The organism is Streptomyces sp. NPDC007917, from assembly GCF_042959105.1.
In the GTDB taxonomy this organism is placed as follows: Bacteria; Actinomycetota; Actinomycetes; order Streptomycetales; family Streptomycetaceae; genus Streptomyces.
Genome location: NZ_JBIBKK010000004.1, coordinates 111,040 through 129,306 on the forward strand (window position 1 = coordinate 111,040; position 18,267 = coordinate 129,306).

The following is an 18,267-nucleotide window of genomic DNA, read 5'->3' on the forward strand; positions in this document are numbered from 1 at the left end:
AGCAGTCCACGACCGGAAGGAACCGAGCATGACCACGCGCCCGCCCGCCGTGCCGCTCCACTGCGATCAGGGCGGTACGGGCGCTCCCCCGCTGCTGCTGGTGCACGGCTGGGGCGGCGACGCCGGGGAGTGGGCGCCGCACCTGGCCGCGTGGTCCCGCCGGCACCGGGTGCTCGCCCCGGACCTGCGCGGCCACGGCCGCTCCCCCGCGCCCGCCGGCGGGGATTTCGGACCGCGTGACTTCGCCGCCGATCTCGCGGCCCTGCTGCACCGCCTGGACACCGGCCCCGTCGTCGCCGTCGGCCACTCGATGGGCGGGCAGGCCGTCACCGCGCTGGCCGTCGAGCACCCCGCCCTCGTGCGGGCCGTGGTGGTGCTGGACCCGGCGTACGGCGCGGACGAGGCGGAGATGGCCCGGCTGCCCGCCGAACAGGAGGCGCTGCGCGCCGAGGGAGCCGCGTGGGCGGTGCGGTTCGTCCGCGGGGCCTTCGGTCCGCACACCCCGCCCGAGGTGCGGGCGCGCCATGAGCGGCTGATGGCGGCGATGGACCCGCGGGTGCTCGCCCGGTGCCGCGACGGAATGTATCTGGCGCCGGACGCCTTCGGGGCGCGGGCGGCGGCGCGGGCGTATCTGGCGCGCCGCCGCTGCCCGGTGCTGGGCGTGTACTCGAGCGGGGCGGCGGCCGACTGGGAGCGCGCCGCGCTCGCCCACCCGTACTCCCGCGTCGAGGCGTGGCCGGAGTGCGGCCACTATCTGCACGAGGACCGGCGGGAGGCGCTGGTCGAGCTGGTCGAGGAGTGGACCGCCGGGCTCGGCGAGCCCGGCGCCACCTGCCTGGGACGGCCGGCCGGCTGAGGACGCCGGCCGGGGCCGTCAGGGGATCTCGATGCCGCTCTCGGCCGAGAGCCGGTCGATCTCGGCCAGTTCGGCGTCGGTGAAGGCGGGCGAGTCGAGCACCGCCACGTTCTGCTCCAGCTGGGCGACGCTGCTCGCGCCGATCAGCACGGACACCACGCGCGGATCGCGCAGCACCCAGGCCAGGGCCATCTGGGCGAGGGTCTGGCCACGGCCCTGCGCGAGCTTGTTGAGGGCGTGCAGCAGGGTGAGCCGCTGCTCGGTCAGCACCTCGCGCCTGAGGAAGTGGCCGACCGCCATGCGGGAGTCGGCGGGCACCCCGTTGAGGTAGCGGTCGGTGAGCTGTCCCTGGGCGAGCGGCGAGAAGGCGATCACGCCGACGCCCGCCTGCGCGGAGGCCTCCAGCACCCCGCCCTCCACCCCGCGCTGCAGGATGGAGTACGGGTGCTGGTTGATCAGGTACGGGGTGCGCAGTTCCTTGAGGATGGCGGTGGCCCGCTCGATGGCCTCGGGCGGGTAGTTGGACAGGCCCGCGTAGAGCGCCTTGCCCTGCCGCACCGCGGTGTCCAGCGCGCCCATGGTCTCTTCGAGGGGCGTGTCCGGGTCGAAGCGGTGGGAGTAGAAGACATCGACGTAGTCCAGGCCCATCCGGGTCAGGGACTGGTCGAGGCTGGCGAGGAGGTACTTGCGCGAGCCGAATTCGCCGTACGGGCCCGGCCACATCAGATATCCGGCCTTGCTCGCGATGAACAGCTCGTCGCGGTACGGGCGGAAGTCCTGGGCGAAGACCGTGCCGAAGTTGGACTCGGCGCTGCCGGGCGGCGGGCCGTAGTTGTTGGCCAGGTCGATGTGGGTGACTCCGAGGTCGAAGGCGCGGCGCAGCACCGCGCGCTGGGTCTCGACCGGGTGGGTGTCGCCGAAGTTGTGCCACAGGCCGAGGGAGACCTTCGGCAGCAGCACGCCACTGCGGCCGCAGCGCTGGTAGTGCATGGAGTCGTAGCGGCCATCGGCGGCGAGATAGACCATGTGCGTCGTCCTCGTTCCCGTGTCGTTCTCGTATCTGTTCCGGCCTCGGTGTCAATCGAGGTCATTGTGCCAGGGCCGTGACCTCCGCCGCGGTCGGCGTCCTGCCGTAGACGCGGAAGTCGTCGATCGCGCCCTTGAGGTTCGGGTCGGGGTACGGGGACCTGCCGAGGTAGGCGGCGCGGACATGGCCGGTTGCCGTACGCGCCGGCGAGCACGACCGACCCGTACAGCACGGCCTGGACGTCCGGGGGAAGTGGATCAGCCGGGTGAGCTTGAGCATGTAAGGGGCTCGGCAGCAGGGTGACGGCGCCGAGCGGGAAGGGCCGGACGCCGGCGAGCGCCCGCGCCCGGCCGCGGGCTGCGGCCGGGGCGGTGGCAGGCGCGGGGGCGGCCGCCATGGCCGGCACTTCCCGGGAAGTCAACGGCCTCAGCGGTAGCGGGGCACTGGACCGGTCAGCCCGCTCAGCCGCGCCGCCACTGCTGATTGGCACCGCCCGTGCAGGTCCACTGCACGATCGCGGCCTTGTCAGCGGTGGACCCGTCCGCGACGTCCAGGCACCTGCCGCTGCTCCGGGAGGTCAGCCGCACATACCCGTCGCCGGTGTCCGTGGCCTGCCACTGCTGGTTCGTCCCCGCGCCGCAGGCCGACTGGACGACCTTCGCGCCGTTGTCGGCGGAGCCGCCACTGACGGTCAGACACTGGGAGCTGTGCCGGGCGACCAGCTGGACGTAGCCGCCGCCGGCGTCCTTGGACCAGAACAGCTGGTTGCCGCCGCCGTTGCAGGTGTACTGCACGGCCGCGGTGCCCTCGGCCTGCGCGGCGGAGGTGATGTCGGCGCATTTGCCGCTGTGCCGGGCCACCAGCGTGCGGTACGGCCCGCCGGAGCCGGTCACGGTGCCCGCCTCGGTGTCGATGGTCAGCTGCGGGAACCAGTCCATCGTCATCGTGCGGGAGGTCGGGAAGGACAGCGGCAGCCACACATAGCGGGAGTCGTTGACCTTGCCGCCGAAGGAATTGCCCCAGCGGTCGCCCAGGTATAGATAGGATGTCGCCCCGTCGCCCTGCACCGGCAGGACGTACGCGGTCTGGGAGCCGTACGCGGTCGCGTCGCCGATGTCCCTCATCTCGGTCCAGGGCCCCGCCAGGTCGGTCGCGGTGGCGTACTTCTGCTGGTTGGGGTTCCAGCCGGTGGCGCCGGAGGTCAGCATGAAGTAGACGTTGCCGCGCTTGAAGAGGGCGGGCGCCTCGCGGTGGCCGCCGGGCCAGGGGTTGGCCACCAGGCTCGCCACGCCCGTGTAGTCGTCGGTCAGCCGGTAGATCTGCAGGTCGTAGTTCTCCCGGGCCGCCGAGACCATGTAGCCGGTGCCGTCGTTGTCCTGGAACAGCGTGATGTCCCGCGACATGTGCTGACCCAGCGGCCGGAAGCTGCCCCGCCAGGTGTAGTCGCCGTCGACGGTCGCAGAGGTGGCGACCGCGGCGCGCGCCTCGCTGTAGTCGGTGCCGTTCTCCTTGTGCATCCACATGACGAACTGCTTGGTCCGCTGGTTGTAGAGGACCTTGGGCCGTTCGATGTTGGCCTGCGCCAGTTCGGGGTCCGTCGCCTGGGTCAGGACGTGTCCGCGGAACTCCCAGCTCCTGAGGTCCTTCGAGCGGTAGGCGGACACATAGCGGAAGGTGTTGTCCGCGTTGCGGTTCTCGCCGAACCAGTAGTAGTACGCACCGACCTTGATGACTCCCCCGCCATGGGCGTGCACCGGATCGCCCGAGGTGGTGGCGTACTGCGTCCCGTTGAGGACGGTCACGGGGGCGGCCTGGGCGGGCGACGCGACCGTCAGCGGGGCCAGCAGAGCCGCGCACAGGGCGACCACGAGTGTCCACAGGCGGGGGCGCCCCGTCTTCGGGGCGGGCATCACACGCTCTCCTTCAGGACGGTGAAGTGGCGGGCGAATCCGGAGAGACCGGGCAGTTCCCTGATCGGGGTCCAGGTCCGGAATCCGTCGAGGCTGTCGCTGTAGTAGTACTTGTGGTCCGCGTAGCCGTCGAAGTAGATGCGCCAGGCGCCGTTGTCCAGATGGACCAGCGCGGGCCCCTCGCGCCAGCTGCCCCAGCCCGCCCAGTTGCCGGTGCCGCGGAAGGTGTACGGCCCGCCGAGGCTGGTGGCCGTCGCGTACTCGATGTACTTCGTCGTCTCCTGCTTGGTGAAGGCGTGGTACTGACCGGCGTAGCGGACCACGAAGGTGTCGATGTAGTTGGCGGTGTCCAGGCCGGCGAGCGGCTTCGGCGTGGTCCACGAGGACAGCGCCGCGTTGGTGGCGGTCAGCAGATGCGGCCGGAACGTCTGGCCGGAGGTGGACGTGGTGTCCAGCGACACGATGACGTTGACGCTGCCGTTCGTGTCCACGAAGAACTCGGGCGCCCAGGTGCGCTCCAGACCGGACACCGGGAGGGTGTGGTCGCGTACGAAGGTCCAGTTCACCCGGTCGCGGCTGCGCGCGAAGCCGATGGTGTTCCCGGTCCAGTTGGTGGTGTAGACGATGTAGTAGTAGCCGTCGGTGTGCTTGATGACGCTGGGGTCGCGGATCAGCTGGGCCGGGGGCGTGTACGCCGGGCCCTTGAGCAGCGTGTAGGACAGCGCGTCCGGCGAGTCGTAGACGTACATGTTGGACTCGCTGCTGTTGGTGAACGCGGTCATGGTGTACCGCGTCGCCGCCTTCGCCTTACGTACGGGCGCGTCGGCCACCGGGACGCCGAAGTCCGGGGTGCCGTCGGCCTTCCAGCGCAGGGTCTGGACGCGGGTGTGGCGGTTCGGGTCGTTCAGCGGATCGCCGGTGATGTCCTTGTACTGGCGGGCGTGGTAGACGAGGACGTCGGTGCGGCCGTCCTCGGCGACGGTGAAGGAGTTGTGCCCCGGGCCGTACTGCTTGGTGGTGTCATTGCTGGTGAAGACCGGCGTCGGGCTCTTGGCCCAGGACGCGGGGTTCAGCAGGTCGCTGCTCGCGGAGGCGGTCAGCAGCCCCATGCAGTAGTTGCTGTCGGTGGCGCTCGCGGAGTAGGTGAGGAAGACCCGGCCGTTCCGCTGGAGGACCGAGGGTCCCTCGTTGACCTTGTAGCCGCGGGTCTCCCAGTCGTACGTCGGGCGTGAGATCTCCACCTGCGGACCGGTGATGGTCCATGGGTTGGCCATCCGGGCGAGGTAGATGCTGGAGTTGTTGCCGACGGCCGGGTTGGACTGGGCCCAGACGAGATAGCGGGTGCCCTGGTGGACGAAGGTGGAGGCGTCGAGGGAGAAGGAGTCCAGGGGGGTGGTGATCCGGCCCTTCTCGGTCCAGGTCCCGGTGAAAGGGTTGGCGTTCGCGTTCTCCAGCACCCACATCCGGATCTTCCAGACGTCGCCCGCGGGTGCCGCGGCGAAGTAGACGTACCACTTGCCGTCGATGAAGTGGATCTCCGGCGCCCAGATGTGCGCGCCCATGTCGCCGCTGGTGTGCTTCCTCCAGATCACCGACTCGGCGGCGGTGGACAGGCCCTGCAGGGTTCTGGAGCGGCGCAGGATGATGCGGTCGTACTCGGGTGCGGTGGCGGTGAAGTAGTAGTAGCCGTCGGTGTGTTTGACGATGTGCGGGTCGGCCCGCTGCAGGACCAGCGGATTGCGGTACGGCTCCGCCTTGGCCCCGCCCGGCGCTGCGGCGGGGCCCGCGGCGTGGGCCAGGCCCGGCGTGCCCACGACGGCGCCCGCGGCGAGGGCGCCCTTGAGGACCAGCCGACGGCCGGGTTGCTGTTCACTGCGGCTCATGTCTGTCTCCTGATGACGGACCACGGTGATCGATTTTGTTCGGAGATTAGGGCTTCTGATGACTTCTGACAGGCCCTGAGGAGGGTGCGAAAGTTTCGAAAACGCAGCGGAATCCAGGCTGTTCATCAGTCGGTCACAAGCCTTGTCGCGGAAGCCAGGCTTACCTAAGCTCGCCGCGACAACCGGTTTCCGTGTCTGTGACCAGGAAGAAGTGGTAAGCAGATGACCGCAGGACCGATCCGACTCTCCGAGGGTGCGCACACCGCGCTGCGCCCGGCCGCCACGGCCCGTATCACCGGCGGCTTCTGGGCCGCCAGGCGCCGCACCAACGCCGAGGTGAGCATCGCGCAGGGGCCGCGCCGGCTCGAGGAGGCGGGCAACCTGGACAATCTGCGGGCGGCCGCCGGGGCGAAGGCGCCGGGGTTCAGCGGCGACTTCCAGTTCCAGGACTCGGATGTGCACAAGTGGCTGGAGGCCGCGTCCTGGCAGATGGCCGAAGGAACAGAGGGGACGGCCGGGGGCGCGGGCGCCGCCGGGGCGGCCGACGGGGAACTGGCCCGGCACATCGGCCGGTTGACCGAGCTGGTGGCGGCCGCACAGGACGCCGACGGCTACCTCCAGACGTACTACCAGGTCAGGGTCGGTGCCCAGCGGTGGACCGAACTGCACTGGGGCCACGAGCTCTACTGCGCGGGCCATCTCATCCAGGCCGCGATCGCGCACCACCGTGCCACCGGCGGCGGCGAACTGCTCACCGTGGCGGTGCGGTTCGCCGATCACATCGACGCCACCTTCGGCCCCGGCAAACCGGTGGACGCGGTGTGCGGACACCCGGAGATCGAGACGGCGCTGGTCGAGCTGTACCGGGAGACGGGCGAGCGGCGCTATCTCGACCTCGCCGGCTACTTCGTGGACCGGCGGGGAGCCGGCACCCTCGGCGACGGCGCCGAGGACCGGGAGGCCGACCGCCGCCCCGGCGCGCCTTACTGGCAGGACCACGCCCCGGTGCGGGACGCGACCGAAGTCACCGGGCACGCCGTGCGCCAGCTGTATCTGCTCGCCGGGGCCGCGGACCTGGCGGCCGAGACCGGCGATCCCGAGCTCCGGGAGGCGCTGGTGCGGCTGTGGGAGGACATGGCCGCCACCAAGACCTATCTGACCGGTGGCGTCGGCTCCCGGCACGATCTGGAGGCGTTCGGCGACGCGTACGAGCTGCCGCCGGACCGGGCGTACGCCGAGACCTGCGCGGCCATCGCCTCGATCCAGTTCGGCTGGCGCATGGCGCTGCTGACGGGCGAGGCCCGCTACAGCGATCTGATCGAGCGGACCTTGTACAACGGCTTCCTGTCGGGCGTCTCGCTGGACGGGAACCGCTGGCTGTACGTCAACCCGCTCCAGGTCCGCGAGGACTCCACCATTCCGCACGGCGATCAGGGGGCGCGCCGCACGGAATGGTTCCGCTGCGCCTGCTGCCCGCCGAACGTGATGCGGCTGCTGGCCTCGCTGCCGCACTACGTGGCCAGCGGCGACGCGGACGGCCTGCAGCTGCACCAGTACGCGTCGGGTTCGTACGCGGCGGGCGGCGGGGCGGTGCGGGTGGGCACCGGCTACCCCTGGGAGGGCCGGATCGCGGTCGTCGTGGACGAGGCCCCCGGCGACGGGGACTGGACCCTCTCGCTGCGCATCCCCCACTGGGCGGGCGAGTACGGGGCGACGGTCAACGGCGAGCCGGTGGCCGCCCGGGCCGAGAACGGCTGGCTGCGGCTGCGGCGCCGCTGGCGACCGGGCGAGACGGTCGTGCTGGAGCTGCCACTGCGCCCCCGGCTCACCCGGCCCGACCCCCGGGTGGACGCGGTGCGCGGTTGTGTCGCGATCGAGCGCGGGCCACTGGTGTACTGCCTGGAGACGCCGGACCAGCCGGCCGAGCTGAGGCTCGACCGCGTCCGGCTCGACCCCGGGGTGGCACTGCACGCCACGCACCGGCCGGAGCTGCTCGGCGGGGTCACCGCGATCACGGCCGGGGCGCTGCGCCCCCGGGTCCGCCCCGAGGGCTGGTGGCCGTACGCCGATGCCGACGGCTGCGCACCCGGAGCACCCGGCGCGCCACGTGTCCTCGCCGCCGAGTCGGTCCGGGTGACGGCGATCCCCTACTACGCGTGGGCGAACCGCGAGGCCGGTGCGATGCGGGTGTGGATTCCCCTGTAAGCGCTTGCGCGAACTCCGGCGCGATGCGGCCCCACACCGCACCGTGGAACTCGCCGGGTGGTCCGGACGTTGTGCCGCTGAGGAACACGGTCTTGTGCCCGAGGGCACCGGCGAACGGGAGGTGCCCCTTGAGCACCGGCTCCACGGACCGGGGAGCGGACCCCGGCGAATCGGGCAAGTCCGGTGACTGGGACGATGCGGTCCTGGACGAGGAGTTCATACGCGGCGCGGAGGTCTCCGAGCCCGCCGCGCGCACCCGGATGCTGACGGCGCGCTGGCGGCGCCGCGCGCCGGAACCACAGCCCTGGCGCGCGGACGAGCCCCCGGCGGGCTGGTTCTGGAGCAAGCGCCGCAAGCGGCGGCGGCGTTAGGGCCGCCTCAGGGCAGGGCAGCTCCGCGCGGGGCGCGGTCGCGATCGCGGCGTTCCCGGCCGGGTGACGGCTGCGTATTTCCGGGGGACGACAGCGGCAACGTTTCGGCAAGCGGCGGCGACCAAACGTCGCGGGCGGCCACGCACCCGTACCGCCCCTCCGCGGGGGCGTGCCGCCCGCTTCCACTTCCCGACCCGGAAGCGAGCCGCGATGCCGCTCATCAGAAGACTCCGCATGCTCCTGGTCGCCGTGGCGGCCGGGGCTCTGTCCGTCATCGGTTTCTCCGCACCGGCGGGGGCCGCCACCCCGGCGCCCGCCGACACCTGGAATCCGCCGAGCAACCTCGTCCAGCCGCTGAACGAGGTCTGGAGGCACGTCGAGTCCACCTACCCGAACCTGTACGGCTTCAAGAACTACGGCTGGGACCAGGTGATGGCCAACAAGGGCAGCCTCAACTACTGCGTCCGCTGGGAGTCCGACCAGCCCGTCAGTGCCGCGCTGCGCGACCAGATCCACACCGCGCTCAAGCGGCAGTCCAAGAAGTGGATCGACTCCGTCGCGGGCTTCGACGGCTTCCCGTACAACGACGTCCCGGTCAAGATCGTCGGCTGGGCCGTCAAGAACCGCTCGACCCTCCAGTGGACCGACAACTCGGTCGACATCTACACCGGACTGGAGAGCGAGGGCGCGCCGCAGTGCTCCCCCGACTGCGGCCGCTTCTTCCACCAGGACGGCAACTACTCCAAGTGCCCCGGCGGCGCGGCGCGCCACTACGACCAGTCGCTCTGGCTCACCAAGGGCTTCGGCGGCGGCGCGGGCGGCGACTGGGGCCAGCGCATCGGCAGTGAGTACATGGTCGGCGCGGTGAACCAGGACAACATCCATATCCTGCTGCACGAGATAGGCCACACCTACGGTCTGGACGACTTCTATGACTGGACCCCGACCGGTGTCGGCGGCTTCCTGATGCAGGCGGGGACCGCGGATCGCATCACCGAGTTCGACAAGTGGATGTACCGCGACTTCTGGCGCCACCTCAAGGGCCGCTACGCCCTGTAGACACCCGCACCGCGGCCCCGTACGCCCCCCAGCGCACGGGGTCTGTCTGCGGTTTTCGAAAGTTTCGGGTGATGTTGAATCCTCAATTCCGGGGGGTTCCCCGCCGACTTGGGGCGCCTTAATGTAGGAACCGGTTGCTATCCGGTCAACGCTTCGAGCGGGTGAGTTCCCGTATTCGAAATTTTCGCCAACTGGCGGGGACGGAAGGGGATTCTCGATGGCGCGATCCTCGGGGTCGACGGGGCCTACCCTGGCGGTCATCGCCCGTGAGGCGGGGGTGTCGGTGCCGACCGCCTCGAAGGTGGTCAACGGCCGGGAGGATGTCGCCCCGGACACCCGGCGCCGGGTCACCGAGGTGCTGGACCGCCTGGGATATGTGCGCCGGCCCCGCTTCGAGGCCTCCAAGCCGCCGGCCCTGATCGACCTGGTGGTGCACTCACTGGACACCGCGTGGTCGGCCGCGGTGCTGCACGGCGTGGAGCAGGCCGCGCACGACGCGGGGCTTGACGTGGTGGTTTCGGCCGGGCTCACCCGTACCCGCGGTGGCCGCCCCGAGCGGGGCTGGCTGGACAAGCTCTGCGCCCGCGGCAGTTCCGGGGTGCTGTTCAACCTCGCCGAGCTGACCCCCACCCAGTACGCCTGGCTGGACGAGCACCGCATCCCGTTTGTGATGATCGACCCCGTGCTGGAACCGCCCCCCGGCGTGCCGTCCGTCGGCGCCGCCAACTGGCAGGGCGGGGTGAGCGCGGCCGAGCACCTGATCGGCCTCGGGCACCGGCGGATCGCGGTGATCGGCGGCTATCGGCGCAAGCAGTGCAGCAGCGCCCGGGTCGCCGGTTACCGCTCGGCGATGGCCGCGGCCGGGCTGCGCGTCCCGCCGGACTATGTGCGGTACGGCAACTTCGATGAAACCGTTTCCCATCAGCGGATGTGCGAGCTCCTCGAGCTGCCCGAGCCGCCCACCGCCGTCTTCACCTGCTCCGACCAGATGGCACTCGGTGTGTACCAGGCACTGGCGGAGCGGGGGCTGCGGGTGCCGGACGACATCAGCGTGGTGGGCTTCGACGACCTGCCGCAGGCCCGCTGGGTCACCCCCGCGCTCACCACGGTCCGTCAGCCGCTGTCCGAGATGGCGGCGACGGCGCTGCGCAGCCTGCTGCGGCTGATGTCGGGCGAGGTGCCCGAGGGCACCCGGACGGAGCTGTCCACCCGTCTCGTGGTCCGCTCCAGCACCGCTCCCCCGCCCGGCCCTCTCTCTTGACCGAGAAGTCGAACACCGATCGGATAGCCGGACGATCATGTACGCCGGTGAGCGCTGCCGCTGGGGTAAGCGCTTGCTGATCCCGACCGCTCTGCCGACCCCGCCCGCCCCATCGCACCACTCACCCAGGAGGTACCCCCGCCGTGTTCGTCGACATGCTCCGGTCGGCGGCACCGGGCCCGAGGCCGCCGGCAAGATGACCAAGGGGATCCTGTCTCCGGACGACTACTACTACCGGCGGCTCTACACCGATGCCGTACGCGCCGTCGCGGCCGCCCGCTCGCACCCGCTGGTCGACGCGGGGCGCATCGTCGTCAGCGGCGGCAGCCAGGGCGGCGGTATGGCCCTGGCTGCGGCCGGTCTGGTACCGGATCTGACCGCGGCGCTGGTCGATGTGCCGTTCATGACGCACATCCGCCGCGCCGTGGAGATCACCGACGCCGACCCGTACGGCGAGGTGGCCCGGTTCTGTGCCGGCCGGCGTGACCTGGTGGACCAGGTCCTGGCCACACTGGACCACTTCGACGGGCTCAACTTCGCCGTCCGCGCAGGCGCACCCGCGCTCTTCTCGACCGCGCTGCGCGACGCGATCACCCCCACGTCCTGCGGTTTCGCCGCGTACAACCACTACGCGGGCGACAAGGACCTGAAGGTATGGGCCTTCAACGGCCACGAGGGCGGGGGCGTGCACCAGCAGGCCGAGCAGATCGCGTTTCTGCGCGGTCTGCTCGGGTGACGGGCCCGGCGGGGGCGGCGGGCGTTCGGCCACCCCCGCCGGGGAAGAGGTGCCTGAGAACGCACCGAAGGAGTCGCCCGTGCCCGCGCAGCCCCTGGACGGCATCACCGTCGTCGCTCTGGAACAGGCCGTCGCCGCCCCGTTCGCCACCCGTCAGCTCGCCGATCTCGGCGCCCGCGTCATCAAGGTGGAACGGCCGGGGCGGGGGGACTTCGCCCGCGACTACGACCGTGCCGTCAAGGGCCTGTCCGCCTATTTCGTCTGGACCAATCGCGGTAAGGAGAGTGTCGTCCTCGATCTCAAGGGCGACCCGGACCGCAGGCTGCTCGACGCGCTGATCGCGGCCGCGGATGTCTTCGTGCACAATCTCGCGCCCGGCGCCGTGGACCGGCTCGGCCTCGGCGCGCCCGTGCTGCGCGATCGGCACCCACGCCTGATCACCTGCGCCATCTCCGGATACGGCCCCGATGGCCCCTACCGGGACAAGAAGGCATACGACCTGCTGGTCCAGTGCGAGGCGGGGCTGCTGTCGATCACCGGCGACCCGGGAGCCGAGGCACGGCCCGGGATCTCGATCGCGGACATCGCGGGCGGGATGTACGCCTACAGCGGGATTCTCACCGCGCTGTACGAGCGGGAGCGTACGGGCGAAGGAAGCGATCTGAGCGTCAGTCTCCTGGACGCGCTCGGCGAATGGATGGGCCACCCCTACTTCGCACAGGCCTACGGCGGGACCCCGCTCATGCGCAGCGGCGCCCGCCATCCGTCCATCTCGCCGTACGGGCCCTATCGCTGCGGGGGCGGCGGGCGGGTCTTTCTCAGCGTGCAGAGCGACCGCGAGTGGATCGCCCTGTGCGAGCAGGTGCTCCGCCGCCCGGAGCTGGTCCGCGACCCTCGGTTCGCCGAGAACCCGGCGCGCCACGCGCATGACGAGGAGCTGACGGCGGAGCTCGAGGAGTGTTTTGCGGCACACACCGCCGACGGACTGATCGCGCTGCTGGATGGGGCGGGCATCGCGAACGCCCGGCTCCGCGGTATCGCGGAGTTCGCCGCGCATCCGCAGTTGGAGGCACGCGCGCGGTGGCGGGAATTCGACTCCCCGGTGGGTCCGCTGCGCGGTCTGCTGCCGCCGGTCGAGGTGGGCGGGCGCCAGGCGGCGATGCGGCCGGTGCCCGCGCTCGGCGAGCACACGGAGGCGGTGCGCGCCGAGTTCTCCCGCTGAAACCGGGCCGGCCCTACCCTGCCGGGGCCACGGGGGCCAGGTTTTCGTCGCGCCGCACCAGGGCGGCGTACCGGCCGCCCCTGGCCAGCAGCTCGTCATGGCTGCCCCGTTCGGCGATGCGGCCGCCGTCGAGCACGACGATCTGGTCGGCGTCCCGCACGGTGGACAGGCGGTGGGCGATGGTGATCGTGGTCCGTCCGGCGGAGAGGGTCTCGATGGCCTGCTGCACGGCGTGCTCGGTACGGGTGTCCAGGGCGCTGGTGGCCTCGTCGAGGATGAGCACGGGCGGGTCGCGCAGTATGGTGCGGGCGATGGCCAGGCGCTGTTTCTCGCCACCGGAGAAGCGGTAGCCGCGCTCGCCGACGAGGGTGTCATAGCCCTCGGGCAGCGAGGCGATGTGGTCATGGATCTGGGCGGCCCGCGCGGCCGCCACGATCTCCTCGTCCGTGGCGCCGGGCCTGGCGAAGCGCAGATTGTCGGCCACGGAGGCGTGGAAGAGATAGGTCTCCTGGGAGACGACGCCGACCGCGCGGGAGAGGGTGTCGAAGTCGAGGTCGCGGACGTCCACTCCGTCGATCAGGATCCGGCCGCCGGTGACGTCGTACAGTCTCGGCACCAGATAGCTGAGGGTGGTCTTGCCGGAACCGGTCGGCCCGACGACCGCCAGGCTTCCGCCGGCCGGGACGGTCAGGTCGATGCCGCTGAGTGTGGGCCTCGAGCTCTTCGAGCCCTTCGATTCCTGGAGCCCCTTCAAGCCCCTGGCGTCCTTCACATCCCTCGCGTCCTTCACATCCCTCGCGTCCTTCGCGTCCTGCGCGTCCTGCGCGTACGAGAAGTCGACGTGGTCGAAGCGGACTTCGCCGCGCACCTTCGCCAGCCGCACGGGCTCGGCGGGCTCGGTGATGTCGATCGGCAGGTCGAGGTACTCGAAAATGCGCTGGAAGAGGGCGAGGGAGGTCTGGATGTCCACACCGGTGGACAGCAGGCTGACCGTGGGCCGGAACAGCCCCTGCTGCAGCGAGACAAAGGCGACCAGGGTGCCGATCGAGACGGTGGGGCCGCCCGAGTCCAGGACCATGCCGGCGGCCCAGTAGATGAGGGCGGGCATGGCGGCCATGACGATGCCGATGGTGGACATCCGCCACCGCCCGGCCATGCTGGAGCGCACCTCCAGCCCGACCAGACGCTCGGACTCCCGGGCGAACTCCCGGGTCAGCGACTCGGACCGGCCCATTGTACGGCCGAGGAGGATCCCGCTCACCGACAGCGACTCGGTCACCATCGCGGACATGGCCGCCAGCTGCTTCTGGCGCTGGGAGGCGATCCGCTTGCGCTCGCGCCCGACCCGGCGGCTGATCCAGACGAACAGCGGCAGCAGGAGCAGTGAGACGACGGTCAGCCGCCAGTCGAGGGCCAGCATCGCGACGACCGTGGCGACGACGCTGGTGAGGTTGGAGACCAGCGAGGTCGCGGTGGAGGTGACGGTGGCCTGCATGCCGCCGATGTCATTGGCGATCCGGGACTGCACCTCGCCGGTGCGGGTGCGGGTGAAGAAGGCGAGCGGCATGCGCTGCAGCCGGTCGTAGACCGCGGTGCGCAGGTCGTGCATGACGCGCTGGCCGACGGTGGTCGAGATGAGGGTCTGCAGCACTCCGAAGACGCTGGTGACGACGGCCGCGGCGATCATGCCGAGGGCGAGCAGGGTCAGCAGCCCGGTGCGGCGCTCGGGGATGGCGGTGTCGAGGACCTCGCGCAGCAGGAACGGCGAGGCGACGGAGACCAGGGCGGAGGCGGCGACCAGCAGGGCGACGAGGGCGAGGCGGCCGCGATAGGGACGGAAGAGCCCGAGGATGCGCCGCAGCTGGGCGGGCTGATCGGGGTCGGCGGAAGGTGGGGTCCCGTGAGATACGTCGTGGTGCATGGGCTCCTTCTGAACGGGGTGGGTAGCCCGCGACCGGGTGCGGCGCGGACATGCGGAGGCAGTTTGCCGAGCATAGCTCATTGTTACCTATACTCACAATGAACCAAGTCCTGATAGACTGCGATCATGCCCACCTCCGACACCTCAGGACTCCTCACGGAGCAACTGCTGCGCCTGACCCGCAGACTGCACCGCGCCCAGAAGCGGCACATGGAGCCCCTGGGCATCACCCCCGCCCAGTCGCGTCTGCTGCGCATGGTGGCGCACGGCGACCGGCCGCCGCGCATGGCGGACCTCGCGCAGCGGCTCGAAGTGGTCCCGCGCGCCGTGACGACGCTGGTGGACGCCCTGGAGGCGCATGGCTCGGTGCGCCGTGCGCCCGATCCGGACAGCCGCCGCGTGGTGCGCGTCGAGCTCACCGACACCGGCCGGGCGACGCTGCGCGCGCTGCGCGACGCGCGCCGCACCGCCGCCGAGGAGATCCTGGCCCCGCTGTCCGACCGGCAGCGCGAGGTGCTCGGCGAGCTGCTGGACACGCTCGCCGGCACACCCGACCAGGGCCGCTGCTGAGGAGCCCGCCCCCCGAGACGCCTTCGGCGCTCCCGGTGGCGCGGCTCAGTGCCCGGACGCGGGAGATGCCGCGGGCGAGGCGGCCTCCGCGTCCACAGCGGTCTCGACCGGCGCCGCGGCCTCCTCCTCGACGGCCACCTGTTCACCGTCGAGCACCCGCTTGGCCTTCGCCGTGTCCAGTGCGCCCTCCCAGCGCGAGACGGCGAAGACGGCCACACAGTTGCCGAGCAGATTGGTCGCCACCCGCATCGAGTCCATGATCCGGTCCACGCCGAGCAGCAGCGCGACGGCGGCCGCGGGGACCACCCCGAGGGCCGAGACCGTCGCCGAGAGGGCCAGAAAGGCCGAACCGGGTACACCCGCCATGCCCTTGCTGGTGAGCATCAGCACCAGGACGACGGTGATCTGCTGACCGAGGCTCAGATCCACCCCGACCGCCTGGGAGATGAAGAGCGTGCCGATGGACAGATAGATGGAGGCGCCGTCGAGGTTGAAGGAGTATCCGGTGGGGAGCACGAGCCCGACCGCGTCGTCCCGGCACCCGGCCGCGCGCAGCTTCTGCATCATCCGCGGCAGAACGGTCTCGCTGGAGGCGGTGCCGAGGGCCAGCAGCATCTCCTCGCGGGTGTACCTGACGAACTTCCACAGGCTCAGCCCGGTGATCGCCTTGAGAGCCACGCCGAGCACCGCCAGGAAGAGCAGCGCGACGCCGTAACAGAGCGCGATCAGCTTTCCGTACGTGGTCAGAGCCCCCAATCCGTACTGGCCGACGAGATGGGCCATGGCGCCGAAGACCGCCAGCGGGGCGAGCCTCATGATGAAGCCGACGATCGCGAAGACCACCTCCTGGGCCTGTTCGACGGCCGACAGGATCGCGGGGACCTTCGTCTTGCCCAGGTGGAGCACGGCCGCGCCCACCAGACAGGCCAGCACGAGGACCTGGAGCAGTGAGTTCTGGGCGAAGGCGCCGACGGCGCTCTCCGGCAGCGCGTCCAGGATGAACTGGGAGGTCGAGGGCAGATGCCCGCCGCCGGTCTTGTCGTCGACGGCGGAGGAGTCGAGCGTGGCGGGGTCGATGTGCATACCGGCGCCGGGGCCGGTCAGATTGGCCGCCAGCAGACCGAGGATCAGCGCCACGGTGGTGGCCACCTCGAACCAGATGAGCGCCTTGAGCCCGATCCGCCCGAAGGCCTTCAGGTCCCCGGCCTTGGCGATCCCGGCGACGACGACGCAGAAGACCAGCGGGGCGATCACCGCTTTGATCAGACGCACGAATCCGTCGCCGAGCGGCTGGACGGCCGTCCCCACGTCCGGCCAGAGCCGCCCGACGGCGATACCGAGCACGAGGGCACAGGCGACCTGTGTGAACAGCGAGGTGCGCAGCAGTCTCAGGGCGCGCAGGGGAAGGGATGGTGCGGCGAGCGACACGTGGACACCTCCGGCTTGATTCTGGGATGCGGAAAGTCAATTCCGCGATGCGTCACTATGGCGGACCGTGATCGCCTGCGGAAGGGCCCGGTGTAACAACCAGGAAAATCCTGCCCGCGCATACCGCCCCGGCCGACGGGCACTCAGGGGCGAGGAGCGGAGCAGACCTGCCCCACGGTGCCCGACGGCCCGGCCCAAGGGACGGCCATTCAGACGCGAGGGGACGGCCGCAGAAGGGAGAGGTGGGACGATGCGTTTTCGCGACCGGAGACAGGCCGGGCGGAAGCTGGCCGAGCGGCTGCGCGAGCCGCCGCAGGGCGAGCGGCTGAGGAATCCCGTGGTGCTGGCGCTGCCCCGGGGCGGTGCGCCGGTGGCGGACGAGGTCGCCCAGGCGCTGCAGGTGCCGTTGGACGTGCTCGTGGCCCGGAAGATCGGCGCCCCGTTCAACCCCGAACTGGGCGTCGGCGCGCTCGCCGGGGACGACCCGCCGCTGTATGACGAGGGGGCGCTGGCCCTGCTCGACCTGACACCGGCCCAGCTCGCCCCGCGGGCCCGGGAAGAGCGCACCGAGCTGCACCGCCGCGAGCAGCTCTACCGCCGTGGGCGCCCCTCCGCCGACCTGCGCGGCCGCACAGTGATCGTGGTGGACGACGGGCTGGCCAACGGCGTCACCGCGCGGGCCGCGCTGCGCTCCGTACGCCATCGCGAACCCGCGCGGGTGATCCTCGCGGTGCCGGTGTGCTCCCGGGAGGCCGCGGCGGCGGTCCGGCCGGAGGTCGACGACCTGGTGTGCCTGGACCAGCCCGACCCGTTCCAGGCGGTCGGCCTGTGGTACGAGGACTTCGCACAGGTCCGCGACGACGAGGTGATCGATGTGCTGCGGGCCTCCCTCGTTCCCCGATGAGAGGCCCGGACCCGGTGCCGGGCGGGGTCCGGCGGACCGGGCGGGCCGGTCCGCCGCCCACCCGGCCGACGGCTCACCCGGCCAGGTGGGCCTTGTCCCCCATCACCACGACCGGGTGCAGCGCGGGGTCGAGGTTCTTCAGCAGATACTCCATACCTGACTTGGACAAGCTCACGCACGCCGATGTGCCGCTGCCGTGGTCCATGTGCAGCCAGATGGAGCCGCCCTTGCTCTGCCCCTGAGGCCGGGTCGGGTCGAGCGGTGAGGTGCCCTTGACGCGGTTGTAGTCGATGGCGATGACGTAGTCGAAGTCGTGCCAGTGGGTCTTGGGCCAGTAGTGCGGGGCGGCGAAGGAGGCGGCCTGGTTGTACGGCAGCCGGGCGCCGGGGTCCGGAAGCACACCGCCCGCGTCGCTGAGCGAGTAGACGCCGACCGGGCTGCGCTTGTCGCCCTCGTGATGCTCCGTCGTCCAGCCGCGCTTGCCGTTGTGCGCGGCCCAACTGCGGGTCCGCTCCCACTTCTTGCCCTGCTTGGTGAAGAGCACGACAGTCGCGTCCGCGGAGTTCACACCATTGCCGTAGACCGCGACGACCTGCCGCGAGTCTGCCGGGATCTTCGCCTGGAGGGCGTCGCCCACATTCGGGATACGCGTGGGGTCCGACACGGGGGCGGAGCTGCGCAGCGCCTGCTTGCCCTGGCCACCGCTCTTGTCGCCGTCGCCGCCCGCGCCGCCGCCGCAGGCCGTCAGGAGGATGAGGGCGGCGCCGGTGGCGGCCGCCGCGCGCATGGACGTCGTGCCGGAAATTCGCATGTGCCCCATCGTCCCACTCCCGTGGCGTGGCGACGCACGCGGGATTGGCGTGTTCCGTGTCCCGGCGCGAGAAAACCAGTTGAATGCCGCAGGGGTGGGGCGC

Annotated in this window: 16 protein-coding genes; 9 read left to right on the plus strand and 7 right to left on the minus strand. The window is 71.1% G+C overall.

Going from position 1 to position 18,267, the window contains the following annotated elements:
* The first annotated feature begins 28 nt into the window (after nucleotides 1-28).
* Nucleotides 29-856 (plus strand): alpha/beta hydrolase, encoded by an 828-nt coding sequence (locus ACFZDL_RS09000; protein WP_353589870.1) that lies wholly within the window; start codon nucleotides 29-31, stop codon nucleotides 854-856.
* Between the two features lie 18 nt (nucleotides 857-874).
* Here ACFZDL_RS09000 and ACFZDL_RS09005 read toward each other — a convergent pair whose 3' ends face one another.
* The 4 genes from ACFZDL_RS09005 to ACFZDL_RS09020 all read right to left on the minus strand — a co-directional run bounded on the left by ACFZDL_RS09005 (nucleotide 875) and on the right by ACFZDL_RS09020 (nucleotide 5,676).
* Nucleotides 875-1,882, minus strand: coding sequence for an aldo/keto reductase (locus ACFZDL_RS09005; protein ID WP_353589871.1), 1,008 nt, complete (start codon nucleotides 1,880-1,882; stop codon nucleotides 875-877).
* Nucleotides 1,883-1,943: 61 nt separating this feature from the next.
* On the minus strand, nucleotides 1,944-2,162 hold the full coding sequence (locus ACFZDL_RS09010) for a LamG-like jellyroll fold domain-containing protein (protein WP_353589872.1): 219 nt from the start codon (nucleotides 2,160-2,162) through the stop codon (nucleotides 1,944-1,946).
* Nucleotides 2,163-2,344: 182 nt separating this feature from the next.
* Entirely contained in the window at nucleotides 2,345-3,793 is a 1,449-nt protein-coding gene (locus ACFZDL_RS09015; RefSeq protein ID WP_353589873.1) for an RICIN domain-containing protein, read from the minus strand.
* Entirely contained in the window at nucleotides 3,793-5,676 is a 1,884-nt protein-coding gene (locus tag ACFZDL_RS09020; protein WP_353589874.1) for a family 43 glycosylhydrolase, read from the minus strand. Before ACFZDL_RS09020 ends, ACFZDL_RS09015 begins: the two co-directional genes overlap by 1 nt.
* Before the next feature lie 222 nt (nucleotides 5,677-5,898).
* Here ACFZDL_RS09020 and ACFZDL_RS09025 point away from each other — a divergent pair, with 222 nt between their 5' ends.
* The 6 genes from ACFZDL_RS09025 (at nucleotide 5,899) to ACFZDL_RS09050 (ending at nucleotide 12,530) form a co-directional block, all read left to right on the plus strand.
* A complete protein-coding gene (locus tag ACFZDL_RS09025) occupies nucleotides 5,899-7,881 on the plus strand; it encodes a beta-L-arabinofuranosidase domain-containing protein (protein WP_353589875.1) in 1,983 nt (660 codons plus the stop codon).
* Between the two features lie 128 nt (nucleotides 7,882-8,009).
* Entirely contained in the window at nucleotides 8,010-8,252 is a 243-nt protein-coding gene (locus ACFZDL_RS09030; RefSeq protein WP_353589876.1) for a hypothetical protein, read from the plus strand.
* Nucleotides 8,253-8,486: 234 nt separating this feature from the next.
* Nucleotides 8,487-9,311, plus strand: coding sequence for a hypothetical protein (locus ACFZDL_RS09035; RefSeq protein WP_353589877.1), 825 nt, complete (start codon nucleotides 8,487-8,489; stop codon nucleotides 9,309-9,311).
* 217 nt (nucleotides 9,312-9,528) lie between these two features.
* Nucleotides 9,529-10,572 carry a LacI family DNA-binding transcriptional regulator gene (locus ACFZDL_RS09040; protein ID WP_353589878.1) on the plus strand — a complete coding sequence of 348 codons (1,044 nt, stop codon included), beginning with the start codon at nucleotides 9,529-9,531 and terminating at the stop codon, nucleotides 10,570-10,572.
* Nucleotides 10,573-10,609: 37 nt separating this feature from the next.
* Entirely contained in the window at nucleotides 10,610-11,308 is a 699-nt protein-coding gene (locus tag ACFZDL_RS09045) for an acetylxylan esterase (protein WP_391190763.1), read from the plus strand.
* 79 nt (nucleotides 11,309-11,387) lie between these two features.
* Nucleotides 11,388-12,530 (plus strand): CaiB/BaiF CoA-transferase family protein, encoded by a 1,143-nt coding sequence (locus ACFZDL_RS09050; RefSeq protein ID WP_353589879.1) that lies wholly within the window; start codon nucleotides 11,388-11,390, stop codon nucleotides 12,528-12,530.
* Between the two features lie 13 nt (nucleotides 12,531-12,543).
* Here the strand turns inward: ACFZDL_RS09050 and ACFZDL_RS09055 are convergent, their stop codons facing one another.
* The gene (locus tag ACFZDL_RS09055) at nucleotides 12,544-14,451 is read right to left on the minus strand and encodes an ABC transporter ATP-binding protein (protein ID WP_353589880.1); all 1,908 of its coding nucleotides are present in this window, start codon (nucleotides 14,449-14,451) and stop codon (nucleotides 12,544-12,546) included.
* Between the two features lie 126 nt (nucleotides 14,452-14,577).
* Here ACFZDL_RS09055 and ACFZDL_RS09060 point away from each other — a divergent pair, with 126 nt between their 5' ends.
* The gene (locus ACFZDL_RS09060; RefSeq protein ID WP_353589881.1) at nucleotides 14,578-15,021 is read left to right on the plus strand and encodes a MarR family transcriptional regulator; all 444 of its coding nucleotides are present in this window, start codon (nucleotides 14,578-14,580) and stop codon (nucleotides 15,019-15,021) included.
* A gap of 45 nt (nucleotides 15,022-15,066) precedes the next feature.
* Here ACFZDL_RS09060 and ACFZDL_RS09065 read toward each other — a convergent pair whose 3' ends face one another.
* A complete protein-coding gene (locus ACFZDL_RS09065) occupies nucleotides 15,067-16,449 on the minus strand; it encodes a cation:dicarboxylate symporter family transporter (RefSeq protein ID WP_353589882.1) in 1,383 nt (460 codons plus the stop codon).
* Between the two features lie 250 nt (nucleotides 16,450-16,699).
* Here ACFZDL_RS09065 and ACFZDL_RS09070 point away from each other — a divergent pair, with 250 nt between their 5' ends.
* Complete coding sequence (locus ACFZDL_RS09070; RefSeq protein ID WP_353589883.1) at nucleotides 16,700-17,353, plus strand: phosphoribosyltransferase; 654 nt, start codon at nucleotides 16,700-16,702, stop codon at nucleotides 17,351-17,353.
* Nucleotides 17,354-17,426: 73 nt separating this feature from the next.
* Here the strand turns inward: ACFZDL_RS09070 and ACFZDL_RS09075 are convergent, their stop codons facing one another.
* Entirely contained in the window at nucleotides 17,427-18,164 is a 738-nt protein-coding gene (locus ACFZDL_RS09075; protein WP_353589884.1) for a L,D-transpeptidase family protein, read from the minus strand.
* Nucleotides 18,165-18,267 lie beyond the last annotated feature (103 nt).